19 protein-coding genes and 1 pseudogene are annotated in these 16,812 nt (G+C 72.2%); 11 read left to right on the forward strand and 9 right to left on the reverse strand.

Annotated features, from left to right (window positions below):
* Positions 1 to 103: 103 nt before the first annotated feature.
* Together ACFWV2_RS28615 and ACFWV2_RS28620 are read right to left on the reverse strand one after the other, a co-directional pair.
* Entirely contained in the window at positions 104 to 538 is a 435-nt protein-coding gene (locus tag ACFWV2_RS28615) for an FhaA domain-containing protein (protein ID WP_384409207.1), read from the reverse strand.
* Positions 535 to 681: a hypothetical protein gene (locus ACFWV2_RS28620; RefSeq protein ID WP_384409209.1), complete on the reverse strand. Its 147-nt coding sequence runs from the start codon at positions 679 to 681 to the stop codon at positions 535 to 537. Before ACFWV2_RS28620 ends, ACFWV2_RS28615 begins: the two co-directional genes overlap by 4 nt.
* 225 nt (positions 682 to 906) lie before the next feature.
* Here ACFWV2_RS28620 and ACFWV2_RS28625 point away from each other — a divergent pair, with 225 nt between their 5' ends.
* Both ACFWV2_RS28625 and ACFWV2_RS28630 read left to right on the forward strand, forming a co-directional pair.
* Complete coding sequence (locus ACFWV2_RS28625; RefSeq protein WP_384409211.1) at positions 907 to 1,383, forward strand: hypothetical protein; 477 nt, start codon at positions 907 to 909, stop codon at positions 1,381 to 1,383.
* 27 nt (positions 1,384 to 1,410) lie between these two features.
* A pseudogene (locus tag ACFWV2_RS28630) lies at positions 1,411 to 1,714 on the forward strand (transposase); the annotation flags it as partial.
* 256 nt (positions 1,715 to 1,970) lie between these two features.
* On the opposite strand, the gene ACFWV2_RS28635 reads toward ACFWV2_RS28630, so the two are convergent.
* Entirely contained in the window at positions 1,971 to 2,309 is a 339-nt protein-coding gene (locus tag ACFWV2_RS28635) for a MerR family transcriptional regulator (RefSeq protein ID WP_384409213.1), read from the reverse strand.
* A 605-nt stretch (positions 2,310 to 2,914) separates the two neighbouring features.
* Between ACFWV2_RS28635 and ACFWV2_RS28640 the strand changes: the two genes are divergently transcribed.
* The 6 genes from ACFWV2_RS28640 (at position 2,915) to ACFWV2_RS28665 (ending at position 10,308) form a co-directional block, all read left to right on the forward strand.
* Entirely contained in the window at positions 2,915 to 3,064 is a 150-nt protein-coding gene (locus tag ACFWV2_RS28640) for a hypothetical protein (protein WP_384409215.1), read from the forward strand.
* Positions 3,065 to 3,502: 438 nt separating this feature from the next.
* Positions 3,503 to 4,024, forward strand: a complete 522-nt coding sequence (locus tag ACFWV2_RS28645) for an SRPBCC family protein (RefSeq protein WP_384409217.1) — start codon at positions 3,503 to 3,505, stop codon at positions 4,022 to 4,024.
* A complete protein-coding gene (locus ACFWV2_RS28650; RefSeq protein ID WP_384409219.1) occupies positions 4,011 to 5,615 on the forward strand; it encodes a phytoene desaturase family protein in 1,605 nt (534 codons plus the stop codon). Before ACFWV2_RS28645 ends, ACFWV2_RS28650 begins: the two co-directional genes overlap by 14 nt.
* A gap of 225 nt (positions 5,616 to 5,840) precedes the next feature.
* Positions 5,841 to 8,087, forward strand: a complete 2,247-nt coding sequence (locus ACFWV2_RS28655) for a catalase (protein ID WP_384409221.1) — start codon at positions 5,841 to 5,843, stop codon at positions 8,085 to 8,087.
* 71 nt (positions 8,088 to 8,158) lie between these two features.
* Entirely contained in the window at positions 8,159 to 9,001 is an 843-nt protein-coding gene (locus ACFWV2_RS28660; RefSeq protein ID WP_384409223.1) for an SDR family oxidoreductase, read from the forward strand.
* Positions 9,002 to 9,099: 98 nt separating this feature from the next.
* Positions 9,100 to 10,308, forward strand: coding sequence for a glycosyltransferase (locus ACFWV2_RS28665; protein ID WP_384409247.1), 1,209 nt, complete (start codon positions 9,100 to 9,102; stop codon positions 10,306 to 10,308).
* Positions 10,309 to 10,392: 84 nt separating this feature from the next.
* On the opposite strand, the gene ACFWV2_RS28670 is transcribed toward ACFWV2_RS28665, so the two are convergent.
* Positions 10,393 to 10,764 (reverse strand): DoxX family protein, encoded by a 372-nt coding sequence (locus ACFWV2_RS28670; RefSeq protein WP_384409225.1) that lies wholly within the window; start codon positions 10,762 to 10,764, stop codon positions 10,393 to 10,395.
* A 426-nt stretch (positions 10,765 to 11,190) separates the two neighbouring features.
* Between ACFWV2_RS28670 and ACFWV2_RS28675 the strand changes: the two genes are divergently transcribed.
* Together ACFWV2_RS28675 and ACFWV2_RS28680 are read left to right on the forward strand one after the other, a co-directional pair.
* Entirely contained in the window at positions 11,191 to 12,375 is a 1,185-nt protein-coding gene (locus ACFWV2_RS28675; RefSeq protein ID WP_384409227.1) for an alcohol dehydrogenase catalytic domain-containing protein, read from the forward strand.
* 182 nt (positions 12,376 to 12,557) lie between these two features.
* Complete coding sequence (locus ACFWV2_RS28680; protein ID WP_384409229.1) at positions 12,558 to 13,040, forward strand: hypothetical protein; 483 nt, start codon at positions 12,558 to 12,560, stop codon at positions 13,038 to 13,040.
* A gap of 127 nt (positions 13,041 to 13,167) precedes the next feature.
* Here the strand turns inward: ACFWV2_RS28680 and ACFWV2_RS28685 are convergent, their stop codons facing one another.
* The 4 genes from ACFWV2_RS28685 to ACFWV2_RS28700 all read right to left on the reverse strand — a co-directional run bounded on the left by ACFWV2_RS28685 (position 13,168) and on the right by ACFWV2_RS28700 (position 15,221).
* Positions 13,168 to 13,347, reverse strand: a complete 180-nt coding sequence (locus tag ACFWV2_RS28685; protein WP_384409231.1) for a hypothetical protein — start codon at positions 13,345 to 13,347, stop codon at positions 13,168 to 13,170.
* Positions 13,348 to 13,371: 24 nt separating this feature from the next.
* A complete protein-coding gene (locus ACFWV2_RS28690; protein ID WP_384409233.1) occupies positions 13,372 to 13,866 on the reverse strand; it encodes a DUF5709 domain-containing protein in 495 nt (164 codons plus the stop codon).
* 53 nt (positions 13,867 to 13,919) lie between these two features.
* Positions 13,920 to 14,147, reverse strand: coding sequence for a DUF6480 family protein (locus ACFWV2_RS28695; RefSeq protein WP_384409235.1), 228 nt, complete (start codon positions 14,145 to 14,147; stop codon positions 13,920 to 13,922).
* Between the two features lie 108 nt (positions 14,148 to 14,255).
* Positions 14,256 to 15,221, reverse strand: a complete 966-nt coding sequence (locus tag ACFWV2_RS28700; RefSeq protein WP_384409249.1) for an LLM class F420-dependent oxidoreductase — start codon at positions 15,219 to 15,221, stop codon at positions 14,256 to 14,258.
* Between the two features lie 242 nt (positions 15,222 to 15,463).
* Here ACFWV2_RS28700 and ACFWV2_RS28705 point away from each other — a divergent pair, with 242 nt between their 5' ends.
* A complete protein-coding gene (locus tag ACFWV2_RS28705) occupies positions 15,464 to 16,000 on the forward strand; it encodes an isochorismatase family cysteine hydrolase (RefSeq protein WP_384409237.1) in 537 nt (178 codons plus the stop codon).
* A 174-nt stretch (positions 16,001 to 16,174) separates the two neighbouring features.
* Here ACFWV2_RS28705 and ACFWV2_RS28710 read toward each other — a convergent pair whose 3' ends face one another.
* Positions 16,175 to 16,648 carry a hemerythrin domain-containing protein gene (locus ACFWV2_RS28710; RefSeq protein WP_384409239.1) on the reverse strand — a complete coding sequence of 158 codons (474 nt, stop codon included), beginning with the start codon at positions 16,646 to 16,648 and terminating at the stop codon, positions 16,175 to 16,177.
* Positions 16,649 to 16,812: the final 164 nt, after the last annotated feature.

The following is a 16,812-nucleotide window of genomic DNA, read 5'->3' on the forward strand; positions in this document are numbered from 1 at the left end:
CGGCCGAGAGGCGGCCGTACGGTAGCGGCCTGCCCGGCTCCTTTCCCTCCGCGACCCTCTGCAGCGGGTCGGTACTTCACGATCACGCCTGCCCGGCGCCCGTTCAGTTCTCCGCCGGAAAGGCATCGGCCCGTACGTGGGGCATGGGGCTGCTGCTCACTCGGTACGGATCGCCGGGCGGGCGCTCGGTCGGGGTGACACGGATGGTGAGCGGTCCCGCCCACTCGTAGCCGTTCCGCTCCCCGTGACGGGCCAGGTCGTCCGTCAGGGCCGCGCCCACGTCGCCCCGGCCGCGACGCATCAGCTCCTCGTGCACCTGGGTGTCCAGTTCCACCTCGTAGGCGTTCGGCACGACCACTCTGCTCTCGCTGCACACCACGGCGTGGCCGTCGCACTCCTGGTGCAAGGCATCGAGCAGCTCGACGTGCTCCCGGTGGCGGTCCTTGGAGAACAGGTTCTTCTGCCAGCGCTCCAGGGCTCGTTCCCATCGCGAGAGCCCCTTCCCGGCCGAGTGCCTGCCCTCCGGCCTGCCCGTCACCGTCGGCCGCGCAGCCGCCCGAGCAGGCTGCGCGCCTGGTTCCGCTTGCGGGGGTCGGCGGCGGCGCGCCGGGCCGACGCGACCGTCCGCCGGCCCTGGGGGCTGCGGGTGAACTGCTTGATACGGGAGATCAGTCCGGACATGGTTCCTCCTTGATGGGCCTGGTGCCGTTCGCGTACCCGGGGAGGCCGGGACAATGTGCGTAGTACCTCAGCCGTACGCGGCGGATGCCGACGCCGGTTCTGCGTCACCCGCAGCGCCGCTTTCTCCGAGGGCTTGTCCGGTGACCTCTTGGACGTCATCTCGTTCGGTGAGTCTGTGCGACGATTCGTCGGCCGGTGGGAAACCATGAGCGGGGGTGAAGGTCGATGGAGTACGTCACTCTCGACGCACAGCTCGGCGATCTCTCAGGGGTCCTGGACCCGGCTCGCTACCTGAGCCACCTCCCCTCGATCTCCGGTGACCTGCCGGCAGGCGCCCGGGCTTTCGCCACCGACACGGACCACTACGACTTCCGCAGTAGGCAATGTGTGAAGGACCTGACGCTCCGGTCTGTCCGGGCTGTCCAGGGCGCCGACGGTGAGGAGATGGAGGTCGAATTCCAGCACAACTGCTGGAAGCACGACCAAGACCTGCTGATCCGCTACGCAGGGGTGTCCAGCTTCATCATCGATCCCGCCGACGAGGACCGAGGAACGGACCTCGGGCCCGTGATTCTCGACGAGATCCTGCCACACAGGAACGGCTGCCGTCATGAGGTCGCCTGCTGGGACGGCACGCTCACCATTGTCTGCCGTGACCTCCGGGCGACCTGGATCGAGACCATCTGCTCCAGCAAGGCGTAGACGGCAGTTCATGAGGATGGTTGGGGGCTGGTGCCGGATGAGCCCTGGGAGCTGTTCCAGCGGGCGGTTCCGGAGACGCCCGCGCGACCTCAGGGCGGCGGTCGGCGTCGACATGGCGACCGGGAGAGGCTGGCGGCGATCGCATGCGTAGCCACATCAGGCTGTAGGTGCCGGCAACTGCCGACCTCGCCCTTCGGTTGTGAGGGCAATCCCTCATCGGCGGTTCAGCGAGTGATCGAAGGCTCGGGTGTGAGTCGGCCTCCACCGACCGGCCCTCGACGAGCTCGGTGCCCACGGCGAGCTGGACCGGTCCCGCTGCGCGATCGACTCGGGAGGCCCGGGTGATGGGCTCGAATGCGGCGTACGACCTGGGAGGCGCCTCGGTGTGGCGAGATGAGTCGGCGTGCGGCTCCGCTGCCGGCGCTCCGTAGTGGCCGCCAGAGTTTGTCGCGCAGTACGAACACCGCGGCAACGCCCGCCCCGAAGGTCCCCTCACCGCCCGCGCGAATGCTGGTTCTCACCTTCAGTACGTGAAGGCTGGGGGTCTGGCCGTCGCCGTCCCTGTGAGCGTGGAACGGCACACCGGGTCAGCCGTCGGTCGGCTGGTCGGTGGCTTCGGTGCCGCGGCGGTATTCGGCGTTGATGCGCTGGGCTTCTTCGAGCTGGTCCTCCAGGACGATGATGCGGCAGGCGGCCTCGATCGGGGTGCCCTGGTCGACGAGTTCCCGGGCGCGGGCCGCGATGCGCAGTTGATAGCGGGAGTAGCGGCGGTGACCGCCCGCCGAGCGCAGCGGGGTGATCAATCGGGCCTCGCCGATGGCGCGGAGGAAGCCCTGGGTGGTGCCGAGCATCTCGGCGGCCCTGCCCATCGTGAAGGCGGGGTAGTCGTCGTCATCGAGACGGCCGTACGAGTCGTCTGCAGTCATCTGCATCTCTCCGTGCAACGCGACAGGGGGCCCTGGTGCCGTACGGCACCAGGGCCCCGAAGGAACTGCTACACCATCTGCCGGTCCTGCTTGCTGCGCCGGCTTCCTGTTCCGCAGACCCGACCCAGATGCTGTCGGGAGTGCGGGGATCGCGGTTGCTTGACCGGAGACCACCTCACTGTCGATGTCCTGCGGTACCCGGGCTCTGACCTCCACCCGGGCGATCCTGATGGCGCTCGGCTCCTCCGTTTCTTCCCTTGGTTATCCACTACTTGCTGAACGGGGTACTGCGAACTGCTCAGCGGACCCCGTCCCCATCTTTCCGGTGCCCGCGCCCGCAACGGCGCCTGCACCGAGGTACTGCTCACTCACTTCACTGGTCCTGCGCGTGGTCGCCCCTGATCACTGCGGGCCACCCGGTCCGGCCGTCAGCCTCGTCGCCGTCCTGCAACAACCCTGGCTTCGAAACTCCACCGCCGCACCGTCCTGCGAACTACTCCTACAGATACTGCTGGGTACTGCTGACCGGCAGTTCGTCTCTGCCAGGCCCTGGTGTCTCTGCGCTACGACAGAAACCATAGCTGGACCGACATGCAATGTCTACTGTGGCCGACATAGATTTCCGCGTGTTCGTCGGTGAGGTATTCGGGCGACAGTCGGCGCTCCTCGGCGTCTGCGGGCGGCCCGTGGCCCTCGACGAGTTCGGCGGGGACGGTGTCGGAAGGTTGATCGCGACGCCCGTGCCCGGGGCCTGACAGCGGTGTCGCCGGAGGTGCTCGGAGACGGCGGTTCACGGGGAAAGCCTTGTCCCCGTGCATGAAGTGCCCCGGGAGTGGTCAGACGCCGGGGCATGGGAAGGCATGGCTCGGAGCCGGGTCGAGGTCCGGTCGTCGTGGTCACCGACGCTTCGGATGGGCTCCGGCGCGCGGTGCCGCTCGTTGCCGCCCGGTGCGGCGGCCGGGTCGTGCTCGGCGCGCGCGGTTCCGTCTTCCTTCAGGGCGTGCGGGGCACCGGCTTCGTCCGCGCCGTCCGTCGGACGTCCTGTGAGGCCTCGCTGTCCGTCACCGCCCTCCCCCGGCGAGACCGCCGACCCGACCGGCACCCTCTACGCCCCGTCCGGCGCCGCTGCGGCGTCGCGCGGTGGTCGTGGCGGGTGACCGGTACGCCGCCCGCGAGCCACCAGGAGGCCTCCCATGGCCGCGCGCCATCAGCTCATCCGTAAGCCCCCGGCCGACGTCTGGTCGGTTCTGCGCGACGGCGACCTCTACACCCGATGGGTGATCGGCACCGATGACTCCTGGAACCGGGACGGACGATGGCCCGCCGTGGGTTCGGAGATCGGTTACACCGTTCGGCTGGGTCCGTTCGCGTACGAGGGCCGCACGGTCTCACGCGTCTTCGAGCCCGGGCAGCGTCTCGAACTCGAGTCCATGGGCGGCAGGTCGGGCAGTGTCCGCATCGCCATCCGGGTGCAGCCGTGGGGAGAGGACACCCTCGTCATCGTCGACGAGCACCCGCTGACCGGGCCGGTGGCCCGCTGGCACAACACGGTCTTCGACGCCGCCATCCAGCTGCGGCACCGCGCCATGCTGGCCCGGCTCGCCCGGCTCGTGGAGTCGGAACCGACGTCGGATCCGGGGGTGGATCCGCACGGGCACGGGCCCTCGGACGCGGAGGCGGGTTCCGGTCAGGGCGGGTCTCGTGTCGACGCCTGACGCGGTGGTCGTCGGCGCCGGCCCCAACGGTCTCGTGGCGGCCAACGTCCTCGCGGACGCCGGGTGGCGGGTCGTGGTCCTGGAGGCCCAGGACGAGCCGGGCGGAGCGGTCCGCAGCGACCGCGGAGTCCATCCCGACTACGTGCACGACCTGTTCAGCGCCTTCTACCCGCTGGCCGCCGCCTCCCCGGTGATCCGGGCCATGCGGCTGGAGGAGCAGGGGTTGCGCTGGACGCACGCCCCGACCGTCCTCGCCCATCCGCTCCCCGACGGCCAATGCGCGGTCCTCTCCCGGGACCTCGAGAGCACGATCGCGTCCGTGGCCGGATTCGCGGCGCCCGACGGGGCCGCCTGGGAGGGGCTCCACCGGATCTGGCGGCAGGTCGGCGACGACCTGCTCGGGTGCCTCTTCACCCCCTTCCCTCCGGTCGTCTCCGGGCTGCGGCTCGCCGCCCGCACCGGTCCTTCCGGGGGTCTCCGGCTGGCCCGGACCATGCTGCTGCCGGCCCGGCGCTTCGGCGAGGAGTATTTCGCCGGTGAGGGCGGCAGGCTGCTGATCGCGGGCAACGCCCTCCACGCCGACCTGGGGCCGGAATCCGCTCTCGGCGGCGGCTTCGGCTGGCTGATGTCGATGCTCGGCCAGGCGTACGGGTTCCCCGTGCCGACCGGCGGGGCGGCGAGCCTCACCCGTGCGCTCGTCCGGCGGCTCCAGGCCCGCGGCGGGGTCGTCCACTGCGGTCGTACGGTGACCCGTGTCGTCGTACGCGGCGGCCGGGCGGTGGCCGTCCGGACCGAGGACGGCAGTGAGGTACCCGCGCTCCGCGCCGTCCTCGCCGACGTGCCCGCTCCCCTGCTGTACGGGCGCCTGCTGGCGGCGGAGGACGTTCCGCCGGGGCTGCGCGCGGATCTGCGCCGCTTCCAGTGGGACTTCTCCACGGTGAAGGTCGACTGGGCCCTCGCGCGTCCGATCCCCTGGACGGCGGAGGGGGCGTACGGCGCCGGGACCGTCCATGTCGCCGACGGGGTGGACGAGCTCACCCGTTTCGGCGCCCAGCTCGCCATGGGTCGCGTACCCGACGTGCCCTTCACCGTCCTCGGCCAGATGACCACGGCCGACGCGACCCGCTCCCCCGCCGGCACGGAGTCCGCCTGGGGCTATACGCATGTGCCGCAGGAGATCAGGGGCGACGCCGGGGACGACGGCCTGCGCGGGCTGTGGGACGAACGGGAGAAGGACGTGGTCGCGGCCCGCATGGAGGCGGGCATCGAGCGTCTCGCGCCCGGCTTCCGCGCGTCCATCCTCGCTCGGCGCGTCCTGGCGCCGCCCGACATGGAACGGCTCAACGCCTCCCTCGTCGGAGGCGCCGTCAACCAGGGCACCACCAATCTGCACCAGCAGCTGGTCTTCCGCCCCGTCCCCGGAACCGGGCGGCCGGGGACCCCGATCCGCGCGCTCTACGTCGCCTCGGCCACCGCCCACCCGGGCGGCGGTGTCCACGGCGCACCCGGCGCCAACGCCGCCCGCGCCGCCCTTCGCTCGCACCGCCCGGTCCTGGCGGCCCGTCGGCTGCGATCCCGGCCGTTCCGCTGAGGACGCGGTGACGACGAAGCCCTCGAACGGTTCCGCACGGTGCCGCGACCGAGCCGCCGAGTCACCCGTCTGCGCGTGTCGTCCGTAATTGCCGAGTCTCCCCGCGCTCCCCGGCCGGCTCGTTCGCGCTGAGTCGCTCGTATCCGCGCAATCTCGTATGTTCGGGTCATTCGCGACAGGGCAAACGTGGGAGTGCAAGGCACCCACTCGAACAGGAGCGTCCCCATGACAGCGAACCCGAACCCGGACCCGTCGTCCCCCGAGTCCGGCGTCCCCGGGCGGCCCGGAGCCCAGCCCTCGTCCTTCGAGGAGCCCACACAGCCCCACGGCCCGCTGCCGCCGAAGCCGGACCAGAGCGGGCCGGAGACCGTCAGCCCCACGGGTCAGGCCACCGGGGAGGACCCCGCCCGTTCGGCCCAGAGCGGTGCGTACCTCACCACCGCGCAGGGGGCCCGGCTGTACGAGACGGACCACTCGCTCAAGGCCGGCAGCCGCGGGCCCGTGCTGCTCCAGGACCACCACCTGCGCGAGAAGATCACCCACTTCGACCACGAGCGCATCCCGGAGCGCGTGGTGCACGCGCGCGGAGCGGCGGCTCACGGCGTGTTCCGGAGCTACGGGACGGCGAGCCGCCTGACGAAGGCGGCGTTCCTCGCCGACGACGTCGAGACGCCCGTGTTCGTGCGGTTCTCCACCGTCCTCGGTTCCCGCGGTTCGGCCGACACGGTCCGCGACACACGTGGTTTCGCGACGAAGTTCTACACCGAGGAGGGGACGTTCGACCTCGTCGGGAACAACATCCCGGTCTTCTTCATCCAGGACGCCATCAAGTTCCCCGACATCATCCATGCCGCAAAGCCGCATCCCGACCGGGAGATCCCGCAGGCGCAGAGCGCCCACGACACCTTCTGGGACTTCGTGTCGCTGCACACCGAGGCCACCCACCACACCCTGTGGAACATGTCCGACCGCGGGATCCCGCGCTCCTACCGGATGATGGAGGGCTTCGGCGTCCACACCTTCCGCCTCGTCGGGCACGACGGCGGGACGACCCTGGTCAAGTTCCACTGGAAGCCTCGGCTGGGCGTGCACTCCCTCGTCTGGGAGGAGGCGCAGCTCATCGGGGGCATGGATCCGGACTTCCACCGGCGGGACCTTTTCGACGCCATCGAGGCGGGCGCCTACCCGCAGTGGGAGCTCGGGATCCAGACCTTCCCCGACACCCCCGAGCAGACCTTCGAGGGCATCGACCTGCTCGACCCGACGAAGATCGTGCCGGAGGAACTCGCCCCCGTGCAGCCGATCGGTCTGCTCACGCTCAACGCGAACACCAAGAACTTCTTCGCCGAGACGGAACAGGTCGCCTTCCACCCGGGCCACCTCGTGCCCGGTATCGACGTCACCGACGACCCGCTGCTGGCCGGTCGTCTCTTCTCCTACCTGGACACCCAGATCAGCAGGCTCGGCGGCCCCAACTTCGGTCAGATCCCCATCAACCGTCCGCACGCCCCGGTCAACGACATGCTGCGCGACGGCATGCACCAGACGGCCGTCCACACCGGAGTCGCCCCCTACCACCCCAACTCCCTGGACGGCGGCTGCCCCTTCCTCGCCGGGGCGGACACCGGCGCGTACATCGAGACGCCCGTCCCCGTGCCGGCGTCGACGAAGGTGCGCGAGGCGCCCCAGTCGTTCGACGACCACTTCGGGCAGGCCCGGCTCTTCTGGCTGAGCATGACGCCGACGGAGCGGGAGCACATCATCGCGGCCTACACCTTCGAGCTGAGCAAGTGCTTCGAACAGGCCGTGAAGGAACGGGCGCTGACCGTTCTCGCCAACATCGACCCGGTTCTCTGCGAGGGCGTCGCCACGGGGCTCGGGCTTCCCGTGCCGCCGGCGACCGTGCCCTTCGCCGACGTGCGGCCGAGCCCCGCGCTCTCCCAGCTCGGCGAGACCTGGCCGCCGGACGGACGGGTCATCGGCATCGTCGCGGACGAGACCGACGCCCGGGGCATGGAAGCCGTGCGGTCGTTCCGCGAGGCCGTCCTCAGTGCCGGCATGGTCCCGCTGGTGATCGCCGCGACCGGCGGCACCCTGGACGCCGACGGCGAGGCGGTCACGGTGCAGCGCACCTTCGCCGCGGCGCGGTCGGTCGAGTTCGACGCCCTGTACGTGGCCGCCTGCCCGGCTCCGGGCCTTGACGCGCAGGGGGTACGGGACGCGAAGGCCGGTCACGTATCGACGGACGCCCCGCTCGTGGACCCGCGGGTGGTGCTGCTGCTCTCCGAGGCGTACCGCCATGGCAAGGCCGTCTGTGCGACGGGCGAGGGGGCGACGGCCCTGGAGGCGGCCCGGTTGCCCGTGGACGCGCCGGGGGTCGTCGTCGGCGACGACGCCGGGCAGGTGCTGTCCGAGCTGACGGGCCTGCTGGGCGCTCACCGGGTGTGGGAGCGGTTCCCCGCGTCGCTCTGACACCTGCTGGACCCACTGAGCCGGTCAGGGCCCACAGGGGCGGCGGAAGGACCGGAGGAGGAGAACAGGGCATGGCTGCACAGCACGCTGAGGCGAGGTCCGCCGTTCCCGGTGATCTCACCTTCCGGGCCCGCACCGCCGTGGTCACCGGTGCGGACTCTGGCATCGGGAGGGCCGTCGCCGTCCGGCTGGCCGAGCAGGGTCTGGACGTCGGCATCACCTGGCACAGTGACGCCGAGGGTGCCCACGCCACCGCCGACGAGGTGCGGCGGCACGGCCGCCGCGCCGTGGTGGAGCATCTGGACCTCACCCGGCTCCCCGAGGCGGCGGATGTCGTCGACCGGCTCGCCGAGGAACTCGGCGGCATCGACGTCCTCGTCAACAACGCGGGGACCGGAACCGCCACGCCGGTCCTCGACCTGGACCTGGCGACCGTCCGCCAGGTCCTGGACGTGGATCTGGTCGGTCCGCTGCTCTGCTCCCAGCGTGCGGCCCGGCGCATGATCGCCCAGGGCGGTGGTGGCCGGATCGTGAACGTGACGTCCGTCCACGAGCACCAGCCGCGCGTGGGCGCGGGACCGTACTGCGCGGCCAAGGGCGGACTGGGGCTTCTCACCCAGGTCATGGCCCTGGAGCTGGCCGAGCACGGCATCACGGTCAACTCGGTGGCGCCGGGCGAGATCGCCACCCCGATGACCGGTCAGGAGGACACGGACGTACGGCGGGAGTCCCGGCCCGGGGTCCCGCTGGGGCGTCCCGGGGACGCCCGGGAGGTCGCCGCCGTGATCGCCTTCCTGGCCGGTCCTGACGCCTCCTACGTCACGGGCGCGTCCTGGGCGGTGGACGGCGGGATGCTGCGCATGGGCCCCATGGCCGGGTCCCACCCGCGGGAGAACGACTGGCGGCGCCCCTGACCGGCCGCGGCCGGGGGCGCTCGCGGGGAGAACCGGGGCGTGGCGCAGAATGGGCGGCCTGGTCGTGACATGCCGAACATGGGGGCCGCGAAGTGCGCGTGCTGTTGTCGACGTACGGGTCGCGCGGAAGCGTCGAACCGATGGTGGGACTCGCGGTGCGGCTGCGGGAGTTCGGCGCGGACGTGTGGATGTGTGCGCCGCCGGACGAGGAGTTCGGGACGTTGCTGGCCGGGGCCGGTGTGCCGATGGTGCCGGTGGGACAGCCGGTGCGCCCCCTGGTGGCCTCGGTACGACCCGGCTCCGCGGTCGGACTCGCGCGGCGCGCTGCCGATCTGATCACCGCTCAGTTCACCACCGTCGCCGCGGCCGCCGAGGGGTGTGACGCGCTGGTGGCGACCGGTCCTCTGCCCGTCACCGCCGGGGCGCGGTCGGTGGCCGAGAGACTGGGCATCCGTTACGTGCACGCGAGCCACCAGCCGGTCATCCTGCCGTCGCCGCACCAGCCGCCGCCGGCGCGGCGGGGCCGTCCCCTGCCCCCGGGGGTCAGCGACAACCGGGCGCTGTGGGACGCGGACGCGCGGAACGCGAACGACATGTTCGGCGCGGAGGTCAACGCTCACCGGACCGCGATCGGGCTGCCCCCGGTGGACGACGTCCGCGACTACGCGTTCACCGCGCGCCCGTGGCTGGCCACCGACCCGGCCCTGAGCCCGTGGCCGTCGACGGACCTCGACGTGGTGCAGACCGGCGCCTGGATCCGGCCGGACGCGCGTCCCCTTCCACCGGCACTGGAGGCGTTCCTGGGCGCCGGCGAGCCACCGGTGTACGTGGGGTTCGGCAGCATGCCCCCGGGCGGCCTGCAGGATGTCGTCCGCGTGGCCGTCGAGGCGGTCCGCGCGCGGGGCATGCGCACGATCGTCTCCCGTGGCTGGGCCGATCTGGTTCCGGTCGACGACCGGGACGACTGCCTCTCGGTCGGCGAGGTCAACCATCAAGAGCTGTTCGCGCGGGTGGCCGCCGTCGTGCACCACGGCAGCGCGGGCACCACGACGACCGCCGCGCTCGCCGGGGTGCCGCAGGTCGTCGTGGCCCAGGGCGCGGACCAGCCGTACTGGGCCGAGCGGGTGGGGGCTGCGGGCATCGGCGTGGCGCACGACGGCCCGATGCCGACGGTGGAGTCCCTGTCGGCAGCGCTGGACACGGCCCTGGCCCCCGGGACCCGGGCGCGGGTGGCCGCCGTGGCCGGTACGGTCCGCACCGACGGGGCGGCGGTGGCGGCGCGCCTGCTGCTCGACGGTGCGGGCTGAGGTCGCCGCGTACGACCGGGTGCGGACGTGCACGGGTGCGGGGGTACAGGGCGTACGAGGGAGGTACGGATCGGGTACGGAGGTCTACTTGTCCGTGCGGCCGGCGCTGCGGGCCCAGAGGATCAGGGGGATCTGGAGGGGAAGCCGGGAGTAGGCGAGGGCCTTGGCGGGTGCCGGGCGGTTCCGCCAGTCGTAGGCCATCTTGACGTTGGCCGGGAACACCCCCACGAAGAACAGGGCCGCGGCCTGGGCACTCACTGGTCGCGTCGCCGGAAGCGCGAGGCCTGCGGCCAGGGCGAGCTCCACCGCGCCGCTGGCGGCAGTCCAGGTGCGCGGATCGCCCGGCAGGGAGCGCGGAACGACGGCGTCGAACTGCTTGGGGGCCACGAAATGGGCCACGCCCGCCGAGGCGAGCAGACCGGCGAGCAGGAGCGCGGAGCGAGCGGGCGAGGGCATCGGATTCCTTCGAGGGGAGGGCCGGGGCGCGGCGGAGCGGGAGTGCGGGACGAACGTGGACGGGTGGCGGACGGGGGTTGTTACTGAATGGTAAGTATGCCGGAGCCGTGGGGCCCTGTTTCGCCTTCCTCACACCGCCTCCCGCCCTCCGCGGGCGCGCATCACTTCTGTGCCGCCGGGGCCGTATGCCGAGCCGGGAGCGGAAGCGGCTCGCGTCGGACCGCTGCCCGGCTGGAGGGGAAGCGTGCCGGGCAGCGGCACCCGGCGGCTGCCCGGCCCCGGAACACCCATGCGCGATCGGTTCGCCGGAAATGTACCCGTCCGGGGAGTAGCGCCGCCGGGCTCGGGTAACCGCCCGACCGGGCTTCGGGCGGGCGCGTCGGGGCACTGGCGCCCGGCCCGGCAACAGACGGGAAGGTGGCAGTGATGAAGGCCGTCACATGGCAGGGCCGGCGGCGGGTCTCGGTGGAGACGGTGCCGGACCCGACCATCCAGGAACCCACCGACGTGATCGTACGGATCACCTCGACCGGGCTGTGCGGATCCGACCTGCATCTGTACGAGGTGCTGGGCCCGTTCCTCGATCCGGGGGACGTGCTCGGGCACGAGCCGATGGGTGTCGTCGAGGAGGTGGGCCCCGAGGTGCGGCGGCTCAGGCCCGGCAGTCGTGTCGTGGTGCCCTTCAACGTCTCGTGCGGCACGTGCGCGATGTGCGCCCGCGGGTTGCAGTCCCAGTGCGAGACGACGCAGGTGCACGCCCATGACACGGGCGCGGCGCTGTTCGGGTACACCAAGCTGTACGGCCAGGTGCCGGGCGGGCAGGCCGAGTACCTGCGGGTGCCGTTCGGCAACAGCCTCCCGATACCCGTGCCGGAGGGGCCCCCGGACGACCGTTTCGTGTACCTCTCGGACGTCCTGCCCACGGCGTGGCAGGCCGTCGACTACGCGGACGTGCCGCCCGGCGGCTCGGTCGCGGTGATCGGCCTCGGCCCCATCGGCGACATGGCCTGCCGGATCGCCCTCCTGAAGGGAGCCGGACTCGTCATCGGGATCGATCCGGTGCGGAAGCGGCTCGACCGCGCCGCGGCCCGCGGCGTACACACCCTGGATCCGTCCGAGTCCGACGGCCGACTCGTCGAGCGGGTACGGGACCTGACGGAGGGCCGGGGTCCGGACTCGGTCATCGACGCGGTCGGCATGGAGGCGCACGGGGCGCCGGTCGCCCAGGGGCTGCAGACGCTGGTCGGCCACCTGCCCGACGCCTTGGCCCGCCCCATGATGCGCCGCTACGGCGTCGACCGGCTCTCCGCCCTGCATCTGGCGGTCGAGCTGGTGCGCCGCGGAGGCACGGTGTCCCTCGCGGGGGTGTACGGGGGCGCGGTCGACCCGATGCCGCTCTTCGCGATGTTCGACAAGCAGATCCGACTGCACATGGGCCAGGCGAACGTCCTGCGCTGGGTCGACGAGCTGCTGCCGCTGCTCACCGACGACGATCCGCTGGGCGTGGACGACTTCGCCACCCACCGCCTGCCGCTCGCGCAGGCGCCGGAGGCCTACGACATGTTCCAGGCGAAGCGGGACGGAGCCGTGAAGATCCTCTTCGCACCGTGAGTCGCGGCTGACGCCGCGGGCCGGGGGGATCGGGAGATCGGCGCGGCCACCGTCGGCGCGGGGGGGGGCACGGGGGCGTGGACAGGAACCCAGGTCCGGGCGAGTGCGGACCCCGGCAGCGGGTAGCCGCCGCCGCGAGACGTCCCACGCACGACACGTGCGTACCGAGGAGGTGGTGCGAGATGCCCCCCAGGACCGTACGAGAGCCCCATGGCCGGTGGCGCCGGGCGGCGTCGGGCACCGTGGTGGCCGTGGGCGCGGCGGCCTTGCTCGCCCTGGCCGGATGCTCCGGAAGCGACGGCGGGACCGAGGGCGCGGCGGACGAACGGGCGGACGCCACGGCGGCCGTCTGCGAGGAACTGGCCGGCCTCCGCGACCACAGCAGCGAGATGCGGAACATCGATTCGTCCGAGACGGTTCAGGGCATCCAGGACGTCCGGGCCGACATGGTGGACGACATGGGAAGCATCAGGGACGCCGCCGGTGACGCGGGTGTGAACACCGACGCGCTCCAGGCCGCCTTCCAGAAGCTGGACGTCGCCATGGACCGTCTGGACCGGAACATGAACGCTCCGGCCGCGCTCGACCAGGTCATCCCGCACCTGAACACGCTCGACAAGGAGATCTCCAGTACGGAGGACCTCGCGGGCTGCGTCCGTCAGTGACGTCTGACGACACCTCCGCAGGCCGAGCGAGGCGGGCGGCACAGCCGTCGCGAGCAGACGTCCGCCAAGGACCCCGCCGATGCCGCTCGGCGGGGTCCTTGTCGCGGAGGCGCGGTCTCGCTTCCTCTCACACGCCGTGGCCCCTCTTCGGCTGCTGCTCCTCGTCCTCCTCCTTCCCGCGCTCGCCCTCCGCCTGGGACGGGGTGCTCTGCCGCATGACGTCATCGCCGTCCGACGCGTGCTCGGCGGGCTCCCTCCCACGCTCGTTCCCGCTGTCGTGCCCCCGCTCGTTCATGCGCTCGCTCATGGGGTCCTCCACTCCAGGGTGTTCCTAAGGACTCGTGTCCTCGGCCCCGTCCGCCGCCGTGTCCACGTGCATCGCGGCCTCCTCGGCGGGCGCGGAGCCGTCGTCCAGGCCGACGTCCCTGGCGACCGCGTGGTCGCCCCCGCCCGGCGGCGTGTCGACCGGTGCGAGGCGCCCGGCCCGGGTGGCGCCGGCCTGTTCGTCGACGGGCTCTCCGTCCCCGCCCGGGAGGTCCCCGATGCCGTCGCCCTCGAGCGGCGGCTCCTCGGGGATCTCCTGGGCCAGCCGGCGGTCGAGCGATTCGCCCTCCTGCTGTTCGCGCTGCGTGGTGCCGTACCGGTTGACGCCACGGGGGCGGTCGGGCGGCGAGTATCCGGGGACGGACAGGTCGTCGATCGGGTCCGTCACGATCGCGTTGTCCGGATCGAGGGCGCCGGAGGGCCGGTTGTCCGCGTCGGAGTGGGTGGGCTGGTACACGTCGTCGCCACGCGCCTCGTCCGGTGCGGATTCGTTGCTCGTCATGAAGATGTTCCCTTTCGTCTCGGTCGTGGGGGGGGCGGGGGGCCTGGGCCCCGTCAGTCGGTGGCGAGGATGATCGCGTACGCGAGGAAGAACAGGGCGCACACGACGACCAGGACCCACAGGAGAACCAGGGGGCCCTTGCCCCAGCCCCGGCGAAGCGGCCGGTACGGCCCGGTCCCGGTGCCCGTGCCCGATTCCGCCGGCGGTGTCTCGCCCGCTCGGGTCGTTCCGCCGTCGGGGAAGTCCCGGGGGTCGGGGTCGGCGTTGCTCGGTCTGGTCATACCGTTCATCTCCCTGCGAGGTGCGAAGGTCCGGACTGCCGAGCGGCCGTGTGGACGTGCGACCGACCGCGACGACCTGACGGTGTCCCCGGGGCCCTGCGGGCTGTCCTACATCGCTCGGAGCGCGGGCAGGAGTTTCGTCTCCGCCCAGCGGAGGAAGGGCGTCTGGTGCGCGCCGCCGACCTGGACGAGGGCGAGGTCGGTGAACCCGGCCTCGGCGAAGGGGCGGGCCGCTTCCACGACGGCGTCGACGTCGTCCCCGCAGGGGATGCTCTCCGCCACGTCCTCCGGACGGATGTGCTCCGTCGCCTGGGCGAAGCCCGCCGGCAGGGGAAGCTCGGCGTTGAGCCGCCAGCCGCCGAGCGACCAGCGGAACTGCTCGTGGGCGCGGGCCACCGCCGCCTCCCGGTCGGTGTCGTAGCACACGGGAAGCTGCCCGATCCGGGGCTTGCCCGCGCCGCCCTGCGCGTCGAACGCGTCCACGAGCTCACGCTTCGGCTCCGTGGCGATCAGCAGGTCGCCGTGGCGTCCGGCAAGCGCGCAGGAGCGGGGGCCCGAGGCGGCGATGCCGACGGGTGGCGGGGTGTCGGGGACGTCCCAGAGTCTGGCGTCGTCGACCTGGAAGTGCCGGCCGTGACGTGTCACGTACTCCCCCTTGAACAGGGCGTGGATGATCTCGACGGCCTCGTCGAGCATGTCGAGGCGGACGCGGGCCGAGGGCCAGCCCTCGCCGACGACGTGTTCGTTGAGGTTCTCCCCGGAGCCGAGGCCGAGCCGGAAGCGGCCTTCCGAGAGCAGTTGCAGGGTCGCGGCCTTCTGCGCGACCACGACGGGGTGGTAGCGGAACGTCGGGCAGGTCACGAAGGTCATCAGCGGGATGCGGGAGGTCGCCTGCGCGGCCGCTCCGAGGACGCTCCACGCGTACGGGGCGTGCCCCTGCTCCTCCAGCCACGGGAAGGAGTGGTCGGAGATCACGGAGAAGTCGAAGCCGATCCGCTCCGCCTCGACCACGTGCCCGACGAGCTCCCGGGGTCCGGCCTGCTCGGTCATCATCGTGTAGCCGATACGCATCATGCCCCGCGACTTGCCACGGCGGGCCTGCCTGAAACGGGCCATTCGCCGGATACTCGTCCGGACGGGCGATGAGGGACGGGCCCGCAGCCCCGTTCCGCCGTCCTCGCCCGCGGGCCGGCCGCGGAGCCCTCGTACCGGCGGGCCTCTCGTCTGGCGAGTCGCGAGCGGGCCGGTAGCGTGGACATCCTGGGGGACGGACCGGGCCGTACCGCCGCGGCCGGTCGGAGAACCGGGAGTCGGCCATGGCACAGCACGCGCTCGTGGTCATCGACATGATCAACACCTATCGGCACGAGGACGCCGAGCAGCTCGTCCCGTCGGTGGAGAGCGCCCTTCCGGCCATCGTCGATCTGCTGCGGCGCGCCCGGGCGGCGGACGTTCCGGTCGTCTACGCGAACGACAACTTCGGCCGCTGGCGCTCCCACCACGGCCAGATCCTCGACCTGGCGCTCTCCGGCCGTCACCCGGAACTGGTCGAGCCGGTCCGGCCCGACGACGAGTCCCTGTTCGTGGTCAAGGCGCGCCACTCCGTCTTCTACGAGACGCCCCTGGCGTACCTGCTGCGCAGCCTGGACGTCGACGCGCTCGTGCTCACGGGGCAGGTCACCGAGCAGTGCGTGCTCTACTCCGCCCTGGACGCCCACATCCGGCACTTCGGCGTCACGATCCCGCGTGACGCGGTGGCCCACATCCACAAGGACCTGGCGGACGCGGCCCTGCGGATGGTGGAGCGGAACATGGGCGGGCGGATCGTCGACGCCGCCGACATCCCCTGGTGAGCCGGGCGCCCGACCGCTGAGCCCGGCCCGCGGCCCGGGGCGACGACCCGCCGATCAGCGCCGGTGCCCCCGCCGGTCGAACGCGACCCGCCGAGGCCCCGCCGATCGAGCGCGACCCGCCGAGGCCGCCCCCGATCGGGGGCGGCCCGCCGCGACTCTCCCCGCTGCCGGGCGCTACTCGTCGGCGCTCGGCACGTCGAGCGGGTTACTCGGAGCGTCCTTCCGGGCGGCCTCCATCCGCTCACCCAGTTCGAGCAGGCGGTTGCGTCCCATGGCCTTGCGCACGTCGGGGAACCACTCCTGCTCCTCCTCCTCGACGTGATGGCGCACGTTCTCCATGAGTACGGACATCTTGGCGTCGAACCGCTCGTCCTTGGGGTCGAGGCCGGCGAGTTCCGAGAGCATCCACAGCACGACGTGGTGTTCCTCGACGCTTTCGAGGACGTGATCCGTGGTGTCCGGGGCGGCCTCCCGGGCGGCGGGGTAGAAGACCTTCTCCTCGATCCACGCGTGCGTGGTGAGTTCCCGGATCACCTCGTCCGCGATCTCCCGCTTCCGGGCGTACGCGTCGTCGTCCGCCCGCTCGAACTCCTTGAACAGCTTCTCCACGGTCTTGTGGTCGTCCCGGAGCAGTACGATCCCGTCCATCACGGGCCCCTTCCTTGTCGTCGGCCTCACGAGCGGTTGCCCCGGGCCGGTTCTCTCATTCCTCGCCGTGCGGCCGCAGTCGCCCGCACCCCCGGCGGGGGGGCCGCCGGGGGGGGGGGGCGGCGGGGGGGGCGGGCCGGGGGGTGGTGCTCACCCCCCGACGG

The sequence above is a fragment of the Streptomyces sp. NPDC058671 genome, assembly GCF_042716475.1.
Classification (GTDB): domain Bacteria; phylum Actinomycetota; class Actinomycetes; order Streptomycetales; family Streptomycetaceae; genus Streptomyces.